Source organism: Stenotrophomonas maltophilia group sp. P373 (assembly GCF_053295075.1).
In genome coordinates this window covers 2842120-2859908 of record NZ_CM129994.1, presented here as the reverse complement: position 1 = coordinate 2859908, position 17789 = coordinate 2842120, and the positions used below count along the sequence as shown (strand labels likewise).

The 17789-nt window shown below is 66.1% G+C and carries 18 protein-coding genes; 9 read left to right on the top strand and 9 right to left on the bottom strand.

Features of this window, described 5'->3' with window-relative positions; genetic code table 11:
* Positions 1 to 2 precede the first annotated feature (2 nt).
* The gene (locus tag ACSYHF_RS13340; protein ID WP_447575720.1) at positions 3 to 1763 is read left to right on the top strand and encodes a hypothetical protein; all 1761 of its coding nucleotides are present in this window, start codon (positions 3 to 5) and stop codon (positions 1761 to 1763) included.
* A gap of 131 nt (positions 1764 to 1894) precedes the next feature.
* On the opposite strand, the gene ACSYHF_RS13335 is transcribed toward ACSYHF_RS13340, so the two are convergent.
* Positions 1895 to 2308 carry a barstar family protein gene (locus ACSYHF_RS13335; RefSeq protein ID WP_171957288.1) on the bottom strand — a complete coding sequence of 138 codons (414 nt, stop codon included), beginning with the start codon at positions 2306 to 2308 and terminating at the stop codon, positions 1895 to 1897.
* Positions 2308 to 2760, bottom strand: a complete 453-nt coding sequence (locus ACSYHF_RS13330; RefSeq protein WP_095378112.1) for a ribonuclease domain-containing protein — start codon at positions 2758 to 2760, stop codon at positions 2308 to 2310. The genes ACSYHF_RS13335 and ACSYHF_RS13330 overlap by 1 nt, the downstream gene beginning before the upstream one ends.
* A 219-nt stretch (positions 2761 to 2979) precedes the next feature.
* Between ACSYHF_RS13330 and ACSYHF_RS13325 the strand changes: the two genes are divergently transcribed.
* Entirely contained in the window at positions 2980 to 3591 is a 612-nt protein-coding gene (locus ACSYHF_RS13325) for a superoxide dismutase (RefSeq protein ID WP_005410310.1), read from the top strand.
* 131 nt (positions 3592 to 3722) lie between these two features.
* Here ACSYHF_RS13325 and ACSYHF_RS13320 read toward each other — a convergent pair whose 3' ends face one another.
* Entirely contained in the window at positions 3723 to 4568 is an 846-nt protein-coding gene (locus ACSYHF_RS13320) for an endonuclease/exonuclease/phosphatase family protein (protein WP_032954310.1), read from the bottom strand.
* 162 nt (positions 4569 to 4730) lie between these two features.
* On the opposite strand from ACSYHF_RS13320, the gene ACSYHF_RS13315 reads away from it, so the two are divergent.
* Together ACSYHF_RS13315 and ACSYHF_RS13310 are read left to right on the top strand one after the other, a co-directional pair.
* Positions 4731 to 6296: a POT-type proton-dependent oligopeptide transporter gene (locus ACSYHF_RS13315; RefSeq protein WP_111129601.1), complete on the top strand. Its 1566-nt coding sequence runs from the start codon at positions 4731 to 4733 to the stop codon at positions 6294 to 6296.
* A 7-nt stretch (positions 6297 to 6303) separates the two neighbouring features.
* Positions 6304 to 6927 carry a rhomboid family intramembrane serine protease gene (locus tag ACSYHF_RS13310; protein ID WP_005417591.1) on the top strand — a complete coding sequence of 208 codons (624 nt, stop codon included), beginning with the start codon at positions 6304 to 6306 and terminating at the stop codon, positions 6925 to 6927.
* Between the two features lie 48 nt (positions 6928 to 6975).
* Here the strand turns inward: ACSYHF_RS13310 and ACSYHF_RS13305 are convergent, their stop codons facing one another.
* Complete coding sequence (locus ACSYHF_RS13305; RefSeq protein WP_162911592.1) at positions 6976 to 7137, bottom strand: hypothetical protein; 162 nt, start codon at positions 7135 to 7137, stop codon at positions 6976 to 6978.
* A gap of 208 nt (positions 7138 to 7345) precedes the next feature.
* Between ACSYHF_RS13305 and ACSYHF_RS13300 the strand changes: the two genes are divergently transcribed.
* The 4 genes from ACSYHF_RS13300 (at position 7346) to ACSYHF_RS13285 (ending at position 10605) form a co-directional block, all read left to right on the top strand.
* Complete coding sequence (locus ACSYHF_RS13300; protein ID WP_005417588.1) at positions 7346 to 7648, top strand: GNAT family N-acetyltransferase; 303 nt, start codon at positions 7346 to 7348, stop codon at positions 7646 to 7648.
* A gap of 37 nt (positions 7649 to 7685) precedes the next feature.
* A complete protein-coding gene (locus tag ACSYHF_RS13295) occupies positions 7686 to 8567 on the top strand; it encodes a DUF3298 and DUF4163 domain-containing protein (RefSeq protein WP_005417582.1) in 882 nt (293 codons plus the stop codon).
* A gap of 19 nt (positions 8568 to 8586) precedes the next feature.
* Positions 8587 to 9702: a cyclopropane fatty acyl phospholipid synthase gene (gene cfa / locus ACSYHF_RS13290; protein ID WP_447575719.1), complete on the top strand. Its 1116-nt coding sequence runs from the start codon at positions 8587 to 8589 to the stop codon at positions 9700 to 9702.
* Positions 9703 to 9852: 150 nt separating this feature from the next.
* A complete protein-coding gene (locus tag ACSYHF_RS13285; RefSeq protein WP_134955641.1) occupies positions 9853 to 10605 on the top strand; it encodes a hypothetical protein in 753 nt (250 codons plus the stop codon).
* 62 nt (positions 10606 to 10667) lie between these two features.
* Here ACSYHF_RS13285 and ACSYHF_RS13280 read toward each other — a convergent pair whose 3' ends face one another.
* The gene (locus ACSYHF_RS13280; RefSeq protein ID WP_447575718.1) at positions 10668 to 12836 is read right to left on the bottom strand and encodes a M3 family metallopeptidase; all 2169 of its coding nucleotides are present in this window, start codon (positions 12834 to 12836) and stop codon (positions 10668 to 10670) included.
* Positions 12837 to 12966: 130 nt separating this feature from the next.
* Between ACSYHF_RS13280 and ACSYHF_RS13275 the strand changes: the two genes are divergently transcribed.
* A complete protein-coding gene (locus tag ACSYHF_RS13275; RefSeq protein WP_053497833.1) occupies positions 12967 to 13446 on the top strand; it encodes a glutathione peroxidase in 480 nt (159 codons plus the stop codon).
* Positions 13447 to 13516: 70 nt separating this feature from the next.
* On the opposite strand, the gene ACSYHF_RS13270 is transcribed toward ACSYHF_RS13275, so the two are convergent.
* From ACSYHF_RS13270 to ACSYHF_RS13255, 4 genes are all read right to left on the bottom strand, one after another.
* A complete protein-coding gene (locus ACSYHF_RS13270; protein ID WP_447575717.1) occupies positions 13517 to 14296 on the bottom strand; it encodes a ferredoxin--NADP reductase in 780 nt (259 codons plus the stop codon).
* A gap of 80 nt (positions 14297 to 14376) precedes the next feature.
* Positions 14377 to 16230 (bottom strand): ABC transporter ATP-binding protein, encoded by a 1854-nt coding sequence (locus ACSYHF_RS13265; protein ID WP_053497830.1) that lies wholly within the window; start codon positions 16228 to 16230, stop codon positions 14377 to 14379.
* Between the two features lie 141 nt (positions 16231 to 16371).
* Positions 16372 to 16821 carry a carboxymuconolactone decarboxylase family protein gene (locus ACSYHF_RS13260; protein WP_262221166.1) on the bottom strand — a complete coding sequence of 150 codons (450 nt, stop codon included), beginning with the start codon at positions 16819 to 16821 and terminating at the stop codon, positions 16372 to 16374.
* A gap of 36 nt (positions 16822 to 16857) precedes the next feature.
* Positions 16858 to 17754: an RNA polymerase sigma-70 factor gene (locus tag ACSYHF_RS13255; RefSeq protein ID WP_262221167.1), complete on the bottom strand. Its 897-nt coding sequence runs from the start codon at positions 17752 to 17754 to the stop codon at positions 16858 to 16860.
* Positions 17755 to 17789 lie beyond the last annotated feature (35 nt).

The window sequence follows — 17789 nt, the reverse complement described above, 5'->3', positions numbered from 1 at the left end:
GCGTGCCTCTGAGCCGGGCCGAGCAACTCATCGATCTGCTGCTGGCGCGCCAGCAGCCCCGCGCTGTCCTTGAGAAGACCACGCGCCTGCCTTATGGCTGGGCGTTGTGGCTGCGCTCGCTGGGGCCGCTGCCGCGACCGCTGCACGCCCGCGAAATGATTGCGGTATTGCTGCCGCGTCCGCTGCCCGCCCGGCCAGGCCAATCGCCGCAGCTGTCGCTGTGGCAGGCGTTGCGCCGTCTGTTCTGGCAGGACTGGGACGCTGCGCCACGCGACCAGCGCTGGATGCGCTGGACCTCGGCACTGATCAGCGCATTGCTGCACCTGCTGTTCTTCATGCTTCTGCTGTGGGTGGCGGTGATCCGCACCACTGCGCCAGACGAACAGGGCACCGAGGGCGAGCGCGTGCAGGTGGAGTTCGTCGGCCGCGCGACCCAGGAAGGCGGGGGCGATCAGCCAGGCGCCGAAGTCGCTGCGGCCGCTGCGGCAGGTCGGGTTGCGACGGGGCAGCAGGCCGGTGCCGCCACAGCTCCTGCCCCGCGCCCGGCGACTGTCGAAGCCGCCGCATCTTCCCCTGCATCCGCGCCGACCGCCAGTGTTCCTCCGCCGCCAGCCGAAGCTGAGCCGGCGCCGGTTGCCGCGCCGCCGCCTTCGCCGGTCCAGGCCACCGAGGTGGCGCAGGCCAGCACGGATTTCGTGGTGCCGCCGGTCAGCGTGCCGCGAACCGAAGTCAGCGTCGTGCCGCGGGACAGCACGCCCAGCGTACGCGAGCGCAGCGTGCAGCCGGTGCACGCGCCGCCGGCGCCTGCCCAGGTGCGCACCCCGGAGCTGGCCGTGCGCACACCTCAGGTGCGTGACATCCAGGTGCGCGAACGCGAAGTCAGCATCGTCGAAGCGCCCGTCGCGCCCAAACCGCTGCGCAGCCCTGAAATGCAGGTTCGCCTGCCACAGCAGGACGTGCAGGTGCTTGAACGTGAAGTGCAGGCCGTGGCCGATCCGCAGGTGCGGATGGCGGCGGTGGCCGGGCGTGAGCCCGCCGTACGCGCGCCCACCGGCCGTGATGTACAGGTGCGGGAGCGTGAAGTGGCCCCGGCACCGGCGGTGGCACCGGCATCCTCCAGTGGCAGTGCCACCGTGACGCCTGCGGCTGCGGCCCAAGGCCGCGCGGCGCAGACGAGCAGCAGCACGCGTCCGTCAGCCTCCAGCAGCACACCGGCAAACGCAGGAGCGCGCCCGGCCCCCGATCCCGGCAACTGGGCGACACCGGCCAAGGGCGATGACTGGGGATCTTCCAGCCGCAGCCGCGACGGCAGCAATGGCGGTGCCCGCCAGGCCAGTGCCGCCGGCAGGGGCAATGGCCTGTTCAATGCCGATGGCAGCGTACGCGTGCCGGGCCAGGACGGCGACGGCCACGCCGAGCGAGGTGCGCCCGGTGGCGCCAACGACGGCTGGAGCAAGGAGCGCATCGCGCAATCGGGCACATGGCTGAAACGTCCGCCGTACGACTACACGCCGACGTCGTTCGACAAGTACTGGGTGCCACAGGAATCGCTGCTGGCCGAATGGGTGCGCAAGGGCGTCAAGGCGATGGAGATTCCACTGCCGGGCACCAACACGAGGATTTCCTGCGTCATTTCGATCCTGCAGGCCGGCGGTGGCTGTGGCCTGACCAACCCCAACATGCAGGACCAGCCGGCCGTGGCACGGCCGCCGCCGGACATTCCGTTCAAGAAAGAACTGCAGGAAGACAACGGCAGCCGCTAGGACGGCGCATCCACGCATGGCGTGGATCTACTGTGCATCCAGCTGCGCCGGGTAGATCCACGCCATGCGTGGATGATCCATGGGGGGCACGCCCATGCCGACCAAGGTCAGCCTCTATCAGGGCGTTGCCCTTACGCGCTCTGTGACAGGAACACCCAGAACGGCACATCGCGACCGACCCAATCGCGGCTGGCTTCATCCATCACGTCCAGCAGGGTGTCGAAGTCCCTCTGTGCGTTGGCACGCAGTGCATCCACGTCGGCCAGGAACAGCGCGTAGCCGTTGGCCGGCAGCCATTGCAGATCACGCAGATTGTCTGACAGTGCATCCCAGTTGCCGCCGAAACCGGCCGGGAAATCCAGTTGCGCGGCGAGCCGGGCGAGCAGGGTGCGCTTGTCCGTCACGCCTTCCAGATCAATGCGGATCACCTTGAGGCTGGCATCGCGCATTGCTGCGGCCAGTGCGCCGATGTCATCGCTGTCGATGGCATAGACGCCGGCATTATTGATGTCATGCAGGCCGAGGCCGAAATCATCGTGGCTCATCATTGCGCTCCCTGGGCCGGTACGGTGAAGCTGCGGAACGATTCGTAGTGGTCGTCGGTGTAGTACCACGCCTCCGGCGGATCGCCGCCGGTGACGATGCGGCGCGTGCCACGCGTGCGTGCACCGGGGGTGTTGACGGTGTACTCGCGGTAGTAGCCACGCGGACGTTGCGGCAGCTGCTGCTCGCGGTTGCCGAAGGTGGTGCCGTCCTGGCGGTGCGGGAATGGACCGCCTCGCTGGATCAGGGCAATGGTCTGGCGTGCTTCGGTGGGCAGGAACGCGGGGAGGCCGTTGTCCCGTCCGGGCGTGGCCGTGGCAGGCGCCCGTGCGGTCGGTGTTCCCTGCAGGTCCGGTGCGAACTGTGGCGCCGGCGGCCGTTGCAGGAAATGGTTGGCGACCAGGCCGAGCAGCAGCAGGGCGATGGCGGTGATCAGCAGCCGGGGGTTGCGCATGGGCAGGGGCGGGCGAGGGTGGTGCACGCACTGTAGCGCCTGCGCGCTGCATGGCGCATGAGGAGGGTGCCGCGTCACTGCTGCGTAACAATTGCCGTCGTGCTCACTGGCAGGACGCAATTTCCTTTACATCCCCCTTGGTAATCTGCGGGTCTGTCCCCATCATTCACGGCGCACCGCCCGACATCGTCGGGTGCCCTCGCAATCAGGAGATGCATCATGGCCTACACCCTGCCCAAGCTGTCCTACGCCTACGACGCGCTGGAGCCGCATATCGATGCGGCGACGATGGAAATCCATCACACCAAGCATCACCAGACCTACATCAACAACGTCAACGCGGCGCTGGAAGGCACCGAATACGCTGACCTGCCGGTCGAAGAGCTGGTGAAGAAGCTCAAGTCGCTGCCGGAGAACCTGCAGGGCCCGGTGCGCAACAACGGTGGTGGCCATGCCAACCACTCGCTGTTCTGGACCGTGATGGCTCCGAATGCTGGCGGCAACCCGGTGGGCGACGTGGCCAAGGCCATCGACAAGGACCTGGGCGGTTTCGACAAGTTCAAGGACGCCTTCACCAAGGCGGCGCTGACCCGCTTCGGCAGCGGCTGGGCGTGGCTGAGCGTGACCCCGGACAAGAAGGTCGTGGTCGAGAGCACCGGCAACCAGGACAGCCCGCTGATGGAAGGCAACACCCCCATCCTGGGCCTGGACGTGTGGGAGCACGCGTACTACCTGAAGTACCAGAACCGCCGCCCGGAATACATCGGCGCGTTCTTCAACGTCATCGACTGGAATGAAGTCGAGCGTCGTTACCAGGAAGCGATCGCCTGATCGCGGTGACGGGATGAGTGGAAAGGCCGGGGGAGACCCCGGCCTTTCCTGTTGCAGGACTCATTCGGTAGTGCCGGCCGCTGGCCCGCAATCGTGTGGTCCCGAGGGAGCCGGCCAGCGGCCGGCACGACCTATTCGGCAGTGGCCGTATCGTCCTGCAGGCGCAGGGTTGCCAACACGCCCAGGCGCAGTCCGGGCAGGTCGCCGTCGGCGGGCAGCAGGATCGGCTGCTGGCGGATGCCGCCGAAGTGCTTGACCTGGAACAGCACGTCCAAGCCGTGGCCACTGGCGCCGCCACCACTGGCTGCAGGCGGCTCGGCGCGGCCGCCGGGATTGCGCCGTGCCGGCTGGAAGCCGGGCGTGCTACGCACCAGCTCAACCGTGCTGGCCGAAAAGTCGCCCGCGATCAGGCTGGGCATGCCTTCGGCGGTGGCGCCGATCCAGGTCATCAGGTCGCTGGTCTGGTGTTGGCGGGCGGTGGCCTCGTCCGGGTCCGGGCGCAGCCGCGCCACGTAGATGTTGACCAGCGCCTCGCCCAGCTTCAGCCGCATCATGCCGGCCGCACTGAAGGTGCCGGGAGGATGCAGCAGGGTCACGCCGTCCTCGCTCACCGGCAGCCGGGTCAGCATGGCGTTGCCATGCCGCAGTGGCTGGCTGGGTGGGTCGGCGGTGACGAAGTCGCAACTGTAGCGCAGCCGGCTGGCCAGCCAGCAGGCCGGGTTGCGGCCTTGCTGCTGCAGCACCTGCTGCACCGAGATCACGTCCGGCTGCAGGTCGGTCAGCAGTTGTGCGACCTGCTCGCGGCGTTGCTTCCATTGCGCGTCATCGCGGCTGGGCAACTCCAGCGCGGCCACGGTCAGCTGCCGGGGCGCGCTCTCACTGGCGGCGGCCGGCGCCTGCGGCCGCGCCTGTACCTGCAACGCCGGCAGCAGCACGAGACAGCTGAGCAGGAGGCGGGCGGGGGCGAGGGGGCGCATAACGATAAGTTTACGCTTTTGTCGTGCAGGTGCCGTGACTTCCGGCAGGGCCTGCACTGCCTGCCATGGATTGGCACCGTTGTCATGCAGCCCTGCAGCGTGCTTCGCAAGCCCCGGTTCCGGTAACCTTGCGCCTTTCGCTTTGCAGGAATGCCTTACAGGATGAGCCACGACGCAGTCGCCCCCATCGCCGGCCAAGGAAAGATGCCGCGCCAGATTCCGTACATCATCGGCAATGAGGCCTGCGAACGGTTCAGTTTCTACGGGATGCGCAACATCCTGGTGCAGTTCCTGATCACCTCGCTGCTGCTGCAGGAAATCACTGCGGAAGGCCGTGCCGGTGAAGCCAAGGACATCATGCACAGCTTCATGATCGGCGTGTATTTCTTCCCGCTGCTCGGTGGCTGGCTGGCCGACAGGTTCTTCGGCAAGTACCACACGATCCTCTGGTTCAGCCTGGTCTACTGCGCCGGCCACCTGTGCCTGGCGCTGTTCGAGAACAGCCGCGAGGGCTTCTTCCTCGGCCTGGGCCTGATCGCGCTGGGTGCCGGTGGCATCAAGCCGCTGGTGGCCTCGTTCATGGGCGACCAGTTCGACCAGAGCAACAAGCACCTGGCCAAGATCGTCTTCGACGCCTTCTACTGGATCATCAACTTCGGCTCGCTGTTCGCCTCGCTGCTGATCCCGCTGGTACTGAAGAACTGGGGGCCGCAGTGGGCGTTCGGTATCCCGGGCATCCTGATGTTCATTGCTACCTTCGTGTTCTGGCTGGGCCGCAAGCGCTACGTGCTGGTGCCGCTGCCGCCGAAGGATCCGCATTCGTTCGCCAACGTGGTGCGTACCGCGCTGACCACGCGCGTGGCCGGCCAGGGCCGTCCGGGTCTGGTGATCGCCGTGCTCGGCCTGGCGCTGGCTGCAGCCTCGTTCGGCCTGGTCGGCTCGCTGGGCATCGTGATCTGCCTGTGCCTGGCGCTGGTGTCGATCCTCGCCGGCATCGGTGGCGGTACCTGGTTGCAGCTGGACCGCGCCCGCGGCCAGCATCCGGCCGAAGCCGTGGAAGGCGTGCGCTCGGTGCTGCGCGTGCTGGTGATCTTCGCGCTGACCACGCCGTTCTTCTCGCTGTTCGACCAGAAGGCCTCGACCTGGGTCCTGCAGGGCCAGCAGATGCAGATGCCGAGCTGGTTCACCGCCTCGCAGATGCAGGCGCTGAACCCGCTGCTGGTTATGATCCTGATTCCGTTCAACAACCTGGTGCTGTACCCGGCCCTGCGCCGCTTCGGCTTCGAGCCGACTGCGCTGCGCCGCATGACCGCCGGCATCGCCTTCAGCGGCCTGGCCTGGATCGTGGTCGGCGGCATCCAGGTGGTGATGGACGGCGGCAACGCCATGTCGATCTTCTGGCAGATGCTGCCGTATGCGCTGCTGACCTTCGGTGAGGTGCTGGTCTCGGCCACCGGCCTGGAGTTCGCCTACAGCCAGGCGCCGCAGGCGATGAAGGGCGTGGTGATGAGCTTCTGGAACCTGACCACCACCATCGGCAACCTGTGGGTGCTGCTGTCGAACGCTGCCGTGCGCAACGATGCCGTGACCCACAGGATCGCCAGTACGGGCCTGAGCGAAGCGGCGTTCCTGATGTTCTTCTTCGCCGGTTTCGCCTTCGTCGCGGCGTTGGTCTTCGGTTGGTACGCGAAACGCTATCGTATGGTCGACAACTACCGTAGCGCCTGAGCCTGACATGACCCCCGTCAATCTGCTGTTGATCGCCATCACCGCCATCCTGTCGTGGATGGCGTTCAACAACCGCAAGCTGGCCGATCGCCTGATCCTGTGGCCGCCGGCCGTCGACCGCCATCGCCAGTACGACCGGCTGGTGACCTATGGCTTCATCCACGCCGACTGGTCGCACCTGATCTTCAACATGATCACCCTGTTCTTCTTCGGGGGATTCATCGAGAGCGTGATGGTGCAGCTGACCGGCAGCTACCTGACCTACCCGGCGTTCTACATCGGCGCGCTGCTGGTCTCTATCCTGCCCAGCTACCTGAAGAACCAGAAGAATCCGAACTACCTCAGCCTCGGGGCATCCGGTGCGGTGTCGGCGGTCCTGTTCGCCTTCATCCTGATCAAGCCGTGGTCGATCATCCTGGTGTTCTTCATCCCGGCACCGGCGATCATCTATGCCGCGTTCTACGTCGGCTACAGCATCTGGATGGACAAGCGCGGCGGCGATCGCATCAACCACAGCGCGCACCTGGCAGGTGCGGCGTTCGGCGTGATCTTCATGCTGGCCATGCAGCCGAGCATCTTCAACCACTTCCTGCGCGAACTCTCCAACCCGACCTTCCGCCTGGGCGGCTGAAGCGTGCCAGGGTCGGATCCTGCGGATCCGACCCCGGCGTATCCGGTTTCAGGCCTGGGTCGTGTGGCCGTAGGTATCCAGCAGGCGGGCGAATACTTCCTCGCCGATGCGCTGGAAATCCTGATCCTCGGTCTGCCCTTCCACCGCCAGTTGCAGCAGGCCCTCCAGCAGGGCGCGGTCGGTATCGGAATGGGAATCGCTGGCGTGCATGGGAGCCTCCACGGTGGTGCGCATGATCAACGGTCGCAAGGGTCGTGCCAGCCTGGCCGTACCCCGCCATAGGCGATAGCGGCCGGCGCCCCTCCAGCTTGAGGGCGAAAACTGACGTGAATGGACTGGACTTGCCCCTGTTCAGGCTTCACGCGATCATGGCGCCCGGCTGCGCACCATCCACGCAGTCGCCGCAGGAGACAGTTCCATGGCTTCGGTCACGCCCCCCGGTCTGGCCTACGAGGTCGAACACGATCTGGCCAACCACCGCTTCACCGCCCGTGTGCGAGGACAGCTGGCGGTGCTGGACTACCAGATCAAGCGCAAGCGCATGGTCATCACCCACACCGAGGTGCCTGAGCCGATCGCCGGCCGTGGCATCGCCGGTGAACTCACCCGCGTGGCACTGCGTTTCGCCCGCGAGCAGAAGTACAAGGTGGTGCCGGCATGTTCCTACGCCGAGGCCTTCCTGCAGCGGCACGAGGAGTACCACGACCTGCTCGTTGGCTGAATGCCAGCGGGCCACGCTTCAGCCATGGCAGGCGATGATGTACAAACATGAACAGGGGATCCCGATGAAGATTGGAAACAACCGGCCACTGCACGGCAGCGTGCTGGCCGGCGTGGTGGGCGTGCTGTTGCTGGCCGGTTGCCAGCGTGAAAGCGAGCCGGCGCCGGTAACCGACGCGGCGCCCGCCGCCGAAGCCACCGCCGCCGGCGAGACGCCGGCCACGGAAGCGCCGCTGGACCTGCGCGACGTGATCGAAAACAACGAGCGCGAAGTGGTGGGCATCAGCTACCCGGCCGGTATCGACCGCTACCCCGGCCTGGCGCGCGCGCTGCAGAGTTATGCGACGAGTGCACGCAGTGACCTGCAGCAGGCGCTGGACGGGCTGGGCAATGACAAGCCGACCATGCCCTACGAGCTGTCGTTGAGCTTCGAGAAGCTGCTGGAAACCCCGCAGCTGGTGGTGGTCAGTGCCGATGGCAGCCGCTACACCGGTGGCGCCCATGGCGAACCGCTGGTGGCGCGCTTCGTATGGCTGCCGCAGCAGCAGCAGATGCTCAGTGCCGACAAGCTGGTGACCGATGCCAAGGGCTGGAAGGCAATCAGCGATTTCGTCTCCGACCAGCTGCGCGAACGCGTGGCCACGCGGCTCAGCGGCGAGGACATGGACCCGGCCCAACTGCAGGAATCGCTGCGCAACGCATCGCGCATGATCGCCGACGGTACTGGCCCGCAGGCCGACAATTTCAGCCAGTTCCAGCCACTGACCGACGACAAGGGGCAGATCACCGCGCTACGGTTTGTTTTCCCTCCGTACCAGGTGGGTCCATACTCGGACGGCACCCAGACCGCCGATGTACCGGCGGCGGTGCTGTTGCCGCACGTGGCCAAGGACTACGTGGAGCTGTTCGCACGCGGTTGACCGCAGTCGAGGAGGTGGCGTGGATACAGGGTTGCAGGAGCGGGTCGCCGGCCTGCTCCACGAAGCCGGGGTCCGCATCGGCGGTACCCAGCCACAGGACATCCAGGTGCATGACCCGCGCTTTTTCGCGCGGGTCATGGGCCACGGCTCGCTCGGCCTGGGCGAGAGCTACATGGAAGGGTGGTGGGATGCGAACGTCCTGGATGAATTCCTCGTCCACCTGATGCAGGCGCACCTGGATGAACGGGTGCACGGCTGGCGCGAAGTGGCCGATGCGCTGAAGGCGCGCCTGTTCAACCTGCAGGCGGGGCAGGGCAGCTACGAGGTCGGGCGCCGTCATTACGACCTGGGCAACGATCTCTACCAGGCCATGCTCGGTCAGCGCCTGGTCTACAGCTGTGGCTATTGGCGCAACGCTGATGATCTCGACGCCGCACAGGAAGCCAAGCTCGACCTGGTCTGCCGCAAGCTGGGCCTGCGCCCGGGCCAGCGCGTGCTGGACATTGGCTGCGGTTGGGGTGAAGCGCTGAAGTTCGCCGTTGAGCGCTACGGTGTCAGCGGCGTCGGCGTGACGATTTCGCAGGAGCAGGCCGAGTTCGCGCGGAACCTGTGCGCGGGCCTGCCGATCGAGATCCGACTGCAGGACTACCGCGAGCTGGACGAACCGTTCGATGCGATTTTCTCGATCGGCATGTTCGAGCACGTCGGTGACAAGAACTACGCGGGCTTCTTCGAGGTGGCCAAGCGCTGCCTGTCGCCGCGCGGCCTGCTGCTGTTGCACAGCATCGGCGCCAACATCTCCCGGCATCGCACCGATCCGTGGATCGCGCGCTACATCTTCCCCAACTCGATGCTGCCGTCGGCGGTGCAGATCACCCGGGCGTTCGAAGGCCGTTTCGTACTGGAGGACTGGCACAACTTCGGCACCGACTACGACCTGACCCTGCAGGCCTGGCGGCGCAACGTAGAGGCGGCGTGGCCACGGCTGGATGCGCGCTACGACGAGCACTTCCGCCGCATGTGGCGCTTCTACCTGGCCGGGTCGATGGCCACCTTCCGCTGCCGGCACGCGCAGCTGTGGCAGCTGGTGCTGTCGCCGGAAGGCGTGCCGGGCGGGTACGTGGCGCCACGGTAGTGTTGCGTCGGGAGAGAGGGATAGATCAGGCCTGATACGACACTCATTGACGTTGACTACGGGTATTGCACGGCCTGCTCTCCGCAAGGGTGCCGACGACGCTAAGCTGTTGGGTCGGCGGCATTACCGCATTCCTGAAGGCGTTGCAGCATGGGTTGGGACATCACCTACCATCCAGTCGCGGACTCGGAAATCCGTGGCCTCTATTTCCGTGCGCTGGAGGACGCGACGCTGGTTGAGCCGCTGCAGCAGCAATTCCGGATCGAGCCGTTCTACATGGAGCAGCTGCAGGAACGCATCGACGAGGCTCGCTCGATCAGCGCAGACGTGCCCTTCGAGAAGGGGCATGCTTTGTACCTGGCGATCGTGGCCGGTCACCTGCGCCGGTATCACTATCTTCGCGGGAGCGCCCTTTCGTTCTTCATCGACGATCCGGTGGTTGCCCGCTATTTCGCGGACTGGCGGCAACTGGTGCCGCCACAGTGGGCGGACGCCGCTGCAGGCAACCACCTGCGCGAAAACTACGGTGGTGGTGTGTTCATCACGCATGACCGGCTGAAGCAGATGCGCGCGGACTACGCCGGGAACAATGACCTGCGCGCGCGTCTGCACGAGCTGTTCTCCGATGGTCGACTGGCCGTGTTCTGGAGCGTTGTCGATGATGCCATCGGCAAGGGATGCGGATTGCTGGAAGCAAGCGAGGTGGTCGAGCCGAATCCGATGGACCTCAACGCATCGACCAGCATGAGCAATCTGCTCAACTGCGCCCCCGATGGCGCGTTGCTGTACGCAGAGGCCGTCGCGGCGCAGCTGGCGCAGTTCGTGCCGGAAACCCTGGATACGGATACGGCTCCGGCGGCAACCACGCAGAAACGATGGTGGGAACGATTGTTCCGGCGATGACCTCAACGAAAAAACCGCCCGGTCTCCCGGGCGGTTTTCGTTTCACGCTAGCGCGCAGGCGATCAGTTGCTGGCGCCGGTCAGGCCACGCTTTTCCAGCAGCGGTTCGATCTGCGGCTCGTGGCCGGCGAAATCGCGGAACAGCTGCATCGCGTCGACGCTGCCGCCCTTGGACAGCAGGGTAGCGCGGAAGTGGTCGCCGTTCTTGCGGCTCAGGCCGCCATTGTCCTTGAACCACTTCTGGGTGTTGGCATCGAGCACTTCCGACCAGATGTAGGCGTAGTAGCCGGCCGAATAGCCGCCCATGATGTGGCTGAAGTACGGGGTCTTGTAACGCGGCGGAACCGGAGCGTAGTAGATGCCGTCCTTCTCCAGTGCGGCGCGCTCGAAGGCCATCACGTCCTTGGCCGCCGGCACCTGGTCCGGGCCGATCTGGTGCCAGTTCTGGTCCAGCATCGCCGCGCCCAGGTATTCGGTGGTGGCGAAACCCTGGTTGAACTTGGCCGCCGCCAGCACCTTGTCCAGCAGCACCTGCGGCATCGCCGAACCGTTCTGGTAGTGCTTGGCGTAGTTCTTCAGGATGACCGGGTTGTCCGACCACATCTCGTTGACCTGGGAGGGGAACTCGACGAAGTCACGCGGCACCGAGGTGCCCGAGAAGTACGGGTACTTCACGTTGGAGAACATGCCGTGCAGGGCGTGGCCGAACTCGTGGAAGGTGGTGTTCACCTCGTCCCAGGTCAGCAGGGTCGGCTGGCCGGCCGGCGGCTTCGGAATGTTCAGGTGGTTGGCGACCACCGGCTTGAAGCCGGTCAGCTTGGACTGCGAGACGTAGGAGTTCATCCACGCACCACCGCGCTTGGAGGCGCGTGCATACGGGTCGAAGATGAAGATCGCCAGCTGGCTGCCGTCGGCGTCGAACACGTCGTAGACGGTGACGTCATCGTGGTAGACCGGCAGGTCGGTGCGCTGCTTGAAGGTCAGGCCGAATTCCTGGCCCGCGGCGTAGAACACGCCGTTCTCCAGCACGTTCTTCATTTCGAAGTACGGCTTCAGCTGCGACTCGTCGAAGTTGTACTTGGCTTGGCGCACCTTCTCGCTGTAGAAGGCCCAGTCCCACGGTTCCAGCTTGAACGTCGGCTTGCCGGCGGCCTTCTGTTCCTGGTCGATCATCGCCTGCAGGTCGGCGGCTTCACGCTTGGCGTTGGCCACCGCGGCCGGGGCCAGCTTGCCCAGCATTGCGTTGACCGCTTCGGGGGTCTTGGCGGTCTGGTTGGTCAGGTTGTAGGCGGCGAAGTTCGGGAAGCCCATCAGCTTGGCCTTGTCGGCACGCAGCTGCATGATGCGCGAGACCAGCGCGGTGTTGTCGAACTCACCGCCACGGCTGCCACGGCTGACCGACGCTTCGTAGATCTTCTGGCGCAGGGCGCGGTTGGCCAGGTTGGTCAGCGGCGGCTGGCCGGTGGTGTTGAGCAGGGTGATCACGTACTTGCCGTCCTGGCCGCGGGCCTTGGCGGCTTCGGCGGCGGCGGCGATCTGCTCCTTGGACAGGCCGTCCAGCGCCTTGACGTCGTCGACGGTGATTGCCGAAGCGTTCACTTCCGACTGCACGTTCTGGCTGAACTTGGTGCCCAGGTTGGCCAGCTCGGCGTTCATCTCCTTCAGCTTGGCCTTGTCGGCCTCGGACAGCTTGGCGCCTGCGCGCACGTAGTTGTCGTAGTACTTCTCGACCAGGCGCACGCCTTCGGCGTCCAGGCCCAGCTGGCTGCGGGTGTCATACAGCGCCTGGATGCGGGCGAACAGCTTGCCGTTCAGCGCGATCGCATCGCTGTGCGCGGCGAACTTCGCCGAGTAGTCGGCCTGCAGCTTCTTGCGGGTGTCGTTGGTATCGGCGCCGACCAGGCTGAAGAACACGGTGGTCGCGCGGTCGAGGATGTCACCGCTCTTTTCCAGGGCGATGATGGTGTTGTCGAAGGTTGGCTTGGCCTTGTTGTTGGCGATGGCCTCCACTTCCTTCAGCTGCTGCGCCATGCCGGCGTCGAAGGCCGGGGCGAAGTCGCTGTCCTTGATCCTGTCGAACTGCGGATAATGCAGGGGCAGCGGGCTTTCGGCGAAGAACGGATTGGCCTGCTGGGCATGGGTGCTGGCAGACGGGGTGACGGCGCTGGCCGAGAAGGCGGGCAGGGCAAGGCCGAGGGACATGGCCACGGCAAGGGCAAGGCGGGTGGTCAAGGCAGGGACTCCGGTAAGGCAAACAAGGGCCCGAGGGTAACCCGGCCGGCGGCGTCCGCACTTGTGTCAAAAGGCATGTTGCCGGCTCCGGGCGCGGGTACCATGCATTCACCGCCCACGGCCCGCCATCATGACCAGCGCCTACGATTTCAGCTTCCGTGACCTCGACGGCCAGCCGCAGGCGCTGGCCCGTTATCAGGGCCACCCGTTGCTGCTGGTGAACGTCGCCAGCCGCTGTGGCTTCACCCCGCAGTACACCGGCCTGGAACAGTTGTGGCAGGACTACCGCGAGCGCGGCCTGGTGGTGATCGGCTTCCCGTGCAACCAGTTCGGTGCGCAGGAGCCGGGGGACGCGGCGCAGATCCGCCAGTTCTGTTCGCTGGACTATCCGGTCAGCTTTCCGCTGTCGGAGAAGATCGAGGTCAACGGCGAGGGCGCTGATCCGTTGTGGGCCTGGATGACGCACGAAAAGCGTGGCCTGCTCGGCAGTGCCCGCATCAAGTGGAATTTCAGCAAGTTCCTGGTCGATCGCCAGGGGCAGGTGGTGTCGCGGCATGCGCCCACCACCAGGCCGGAGCAGTTGCGCAGCGCGATCGAAGCGCTGCTGTAGAGCCGAGCCCACGCTCGGCTGCTTTTCCGGCTGACTCCGAGCGCGGGCTCGGCTCTACAGATGCGATGGGCTATTTCTCGACGAACGCGCGCTCGAACACGTAGTGGCCCGGTTGGCCGATGCGCGGCGAAACCTGGAAACCCCGGGCATCGAGCACGGTGCGAAGGTCGGCCAGCATCTGCGGGCTGCCGCAGATCATCGCGCGGTCGTTTTCCGGGCTCAGTTCCGGCAGGCCGAGGGTGCGCTGCATCTCGCCGCTTTCCATCAGCGAGGTCAGGCGGCCCTGGTTGGCGAACGGCTCGCGGGTGACGGCCGGGTAGTACAGCAGCTTGTCGCCGATCATCTCGCCGAGGAACTCGTGCTCACGCAGTTCCCTCTCGAAGTAATCGCGGTAGGCCAGGTCCTTTTCGAAGCGCACGCCGTGGCACAGGATCACCTTCTCGAAGCGCTCGTAGGTTTCCGGGTCCTTGATGACCGACAGCCACGGCGCCAGGCCGGTGCCGGTGCCCAGCAGGTACAGGTTCCTGCCGGGATGCAGGTCGCTGATCAGCAGGGTACCGGTGGGCTTCTTGCCGACCAGTACCTTATCGCCCGGCTTGATGTGCTGCAGGCGCGAGGTCAGCGGGCCGTCCTGCACCTTGATGCTGAAGAACTCCAGCTGTTCTTCCCAATTGGCACTGGCAATGGAATAGGCGCGCAGCAGCGGTCGCGCCTCGGTTTCCAGGCCGATCATCACGAACTGGCCGTTCTCGAAGCGGAAGCCGCTGTCGCGGGTGGTGGTGAAGCTGAAGTAGGCATCGGTCCAGTGACGGACCTCAAGCACCGTTTCGGCGCCGAAAGCGGAGGACATGGGCGTATCTATCGAAAGTCGTCGGGGGTAATTCTATCTCAAATGAGACAAGTTCTCATTGGGCGGAACGAGAGGCGTTCTCAACGGTAACCCGCCGCCTGCAGCTCGAACAGCTCGGCATAGCGGCCGCCCTGCGCCATCAGCTGCGCATGGGTGCCGCTGGCCTCGATCCGGCCATCGGCCAGCACCAGGATGCGGTCGGCCATGCGTACCGAGGAAAAGCGGTGGGAAATCAGTACTGCGGTGCGATTATCCGCCAGTTCCCTGAACCGCTGGAACACCTCGAACTCACTGCGGGCATCCAGCGCTGCCGTTGGCTCATCCAGGATCATCACCTGCGCATTGCGCATCCATGCACGGGCAATGGCGATCTTCTGCCACTGGCCACCGGACAGGTCCACGCCCTGCTTGAAGCGGCGGCCGATCTGCTGGTCGTAGCCGCCGGGCAGGTCGTCGATGACTTCCTCGGCCATGCCGCGTCGCGCCGCGTCAGCGATGCGTGCCTGGTCGTCCATCGCCTCGACCTGGCCGACGCCGATGTTTTCGCCGGCGCTGAGGTTGTAGCGCACGAAGTCCTGGAAGATCACCCCGAGGTTGGCGCGCAGGTCATCCAGGTCGTAATCGCGCAGGTCGCGGCCATCGAGCAGGATGCGGCCTTCGTCCGGTTCGTACAGCCGCGCCAGCAGCTTCACCAGGGTGGTCTTGCCGGCGCCGTTCTCGCCGACCAGGGCCAGCACTTCGCCGGCGTGCAGCTGGAAATCCAGGTGACGCACCGCCCACTGTTCGGCATCGGGGTAGCGGAAGCCGACGTTCTCGAATACGAAGCCCTGGCGGATCGGTTGCGGCACGCGCACGGCCCCATCGCGCGAGTGGATTTCCGGCTGGATCTGGAAGAACGAGAACAGGTCATCCAGGTACAGCGCCTGGCTGGCCACCTGCGAGAAGCCGATCAGCAGGCCTTCCAGCAGCTGGCGCAGGCGCAGGAAGCTGCCGGCGAGGAAGGTCAGGTCGCCGATCGAGAAGTCCCCACGCACCGTGCGCCATGCGATGTAGGCGTAGGCGGTGTAATACCCCAGCGTGCCCAGCGCAGCCAGCAGCGTGCCCCAGAACGCGCGGCGCCGTGCCAGGGCGCGGTTGGCCTGGAACAATGCCACCGACAGGCGCCGGTAGCGCTCCACCAGGAAGCGGTGCAGGTTGTAGATCTTCACTTCCTTGGCCGTTTCCACGCTGGCGCCCAGCTGGCGCAGGTAGTCGAGCTGGCGGCGCTCGGGCGTCCACTGGAAGTTGAGGCTGTAGCCGGCCGCGTTGAAGTGCGATTCGCCGATGAAGGCCGGCACCAGTGCCAGCGCCAGCAGCAGGATCAGCCACGGCGCGTAGACCAGCAGGCCGACGGCGAGGCTGGCCACGGTGATCGCGTCCTGCACCTGGCCGAACAGCTGGCTCATCAGGTTCATCCTGCCCATGGTCTGGCGGCGCGCACGGTCCAGCTTGTCCTGCAGGTCCGGGTCTTCGAAATCCTCCAGGTCCAGCGTCGCGGCGTGTTCCATCAGACGGATGCTGGTGGCGTTGGCGAACAGTTCGGAAAGCAGAACGTCGGCATAGCTGACCAGCCGGCCGAGCAGGTCTGAGGCGATGGCCAGGCCGAATTCCAGTGCCAGCAGGCCCAGCAGTGGATTGAGCAGGCCGCTGGACAGCGCCTCGCCCAGCGGCGGGAAGCCGGCATCGTGCTGGCTCAGGTGCAGGGCGCTGTCGATGATCAGCTTGCCGACGTAGAGCATCGCCACCGGCAGCAGCGCACGGATCAGGCGCAGCCCCAGGCTGGCCAGGGTCAGCGCCGGACTGGTCTTCCAGACCATGCGCAGGAAGGGGGGCAGATTGCGCATCGCCCTGAAGCGCTGGCGCAGGCTGGGTTTCTTCGCGGCGGCAGTAGGCATGCCGCCATTGTGCGCGCGCACGGCGTGCAGATGGGGTCAGATGGGGTCAGATCCCTTTGCAGCGCAAAGGGCTCTGACCCCGCCACCGCGCCTCGGAGTCAGAGCCCTTCGCCATGCGAAGGGATCCGACCCCGCTCTCCGTTACGGCAGTGGCGGCAGCAACCCCGCACCGAGGCGGTTCCAGGCATTGATCACCGCGATGCCCATGCTCAGGTCACTGATGCCCTTCTCATCGAAGTGCGGTGCCAGTGCATCGAACGCCGCCTGCGACGGCGCTCCGTCGGTCAAGCGGGTCAGCGCCTCGGCCCAGCCCAGTGCTGCGCGTTCGCGCGCATCGAAGAAGCGGCTTTCGTGCCAGGCGGGCAGGGTGTCCAGCTTGCGCGGCTCGATGCCACCCTTGCGCAGCGCGGTGCCGTGCATGTCCATGCAGTAGCCGCAGCCGTTGAGCTGCGACACGCGCAGGAACACCAGCTCCATCAGGGTCGGGTCGATCGAGCTGTCATGCACCGCCTGGCTGGTGGCCAGCAGGCCCTTGAAGGCCTCGGCGGCCAGGCGGGTGTAGGGGACGCGGGGGAAGGTGTGATCGGACATCGTGGGCTCCACGGCGGCCACGATGGCCGCCTTTCATCACAAGGACGCCGCAGCGTCGCGGTGCGTGACAACCTTCGGCAATTTTTCTGGATTCAGCACGCTGTACACGTTGGCGATGCGACCATCGACCACTTCGATGGTGGTGATCGAGTGCAGGCGGTCACCCTGGAAACGCAGGATCGCCGGTTCGCCGTTGACGTAGCCCAGCTGCGCCGGATGCGCCGCGCCGCGGCGGGCGATGGCCCAGAACAGGCGGCCGATGCGTTCGGCGCCCAGCAGGGGCCGTACCGCCGCAGTGACTACGCCACCGCCGTCGGAGACCAGCAGCGCGTTGGCGTGCAGCAGGGCCTGGATCGCTTCGCTGTCGCCGCGCTGCGAGGCATCCATGAAGCGCGCCAGCAACTGCCGGTGCTGGATGGCATCGGCGTTGAAGCGCGGCCGTCCGGCCTGCAGACGCTGCCGGGCGCGGTGCACCAGCTGCCGGCAGTTGGCTTCGCTGTGGCCGATCAGGTCGGCGATCTCACGGTAGTCGTGGTCGAAGACCTCCTTCAGCAGGAAGGCGGCGCGTTCTTCGGGGCCGAGCTGTTCGAGCAGGGTCAGGAAGGCGACCGAGACCTCGTCGGCCAGCGCATGCAGCTGGGCCGGGCCGGGCGCGGGGTCAGGCTCCAGGGTGACCGCCAGCGGTTCGGCCAGCCATGGGCCGACATAGTGGACACGCTCGCGCTTGGCCGCTCGCAGGCGGTCCAGGCCGAGCCGGGTGGTGGTGGTGACCAGCCAGGCCTCTGCATCGCGGACACTGGCGGGATCGGCGCCGGACCAGCGCAGCCAGGCGTCCTGCACCACGTCTTCGGCGTCGGCGCGGCTGCCGAGCAGGCGGTAGGCCAGCGCCATCAGGCGCGGGCGGTGGGTCTGGAAAACGGTTTCGGCGTTCATGTGTGCAAGGACGCCGCAGTGGCGCGTGGCGTGAC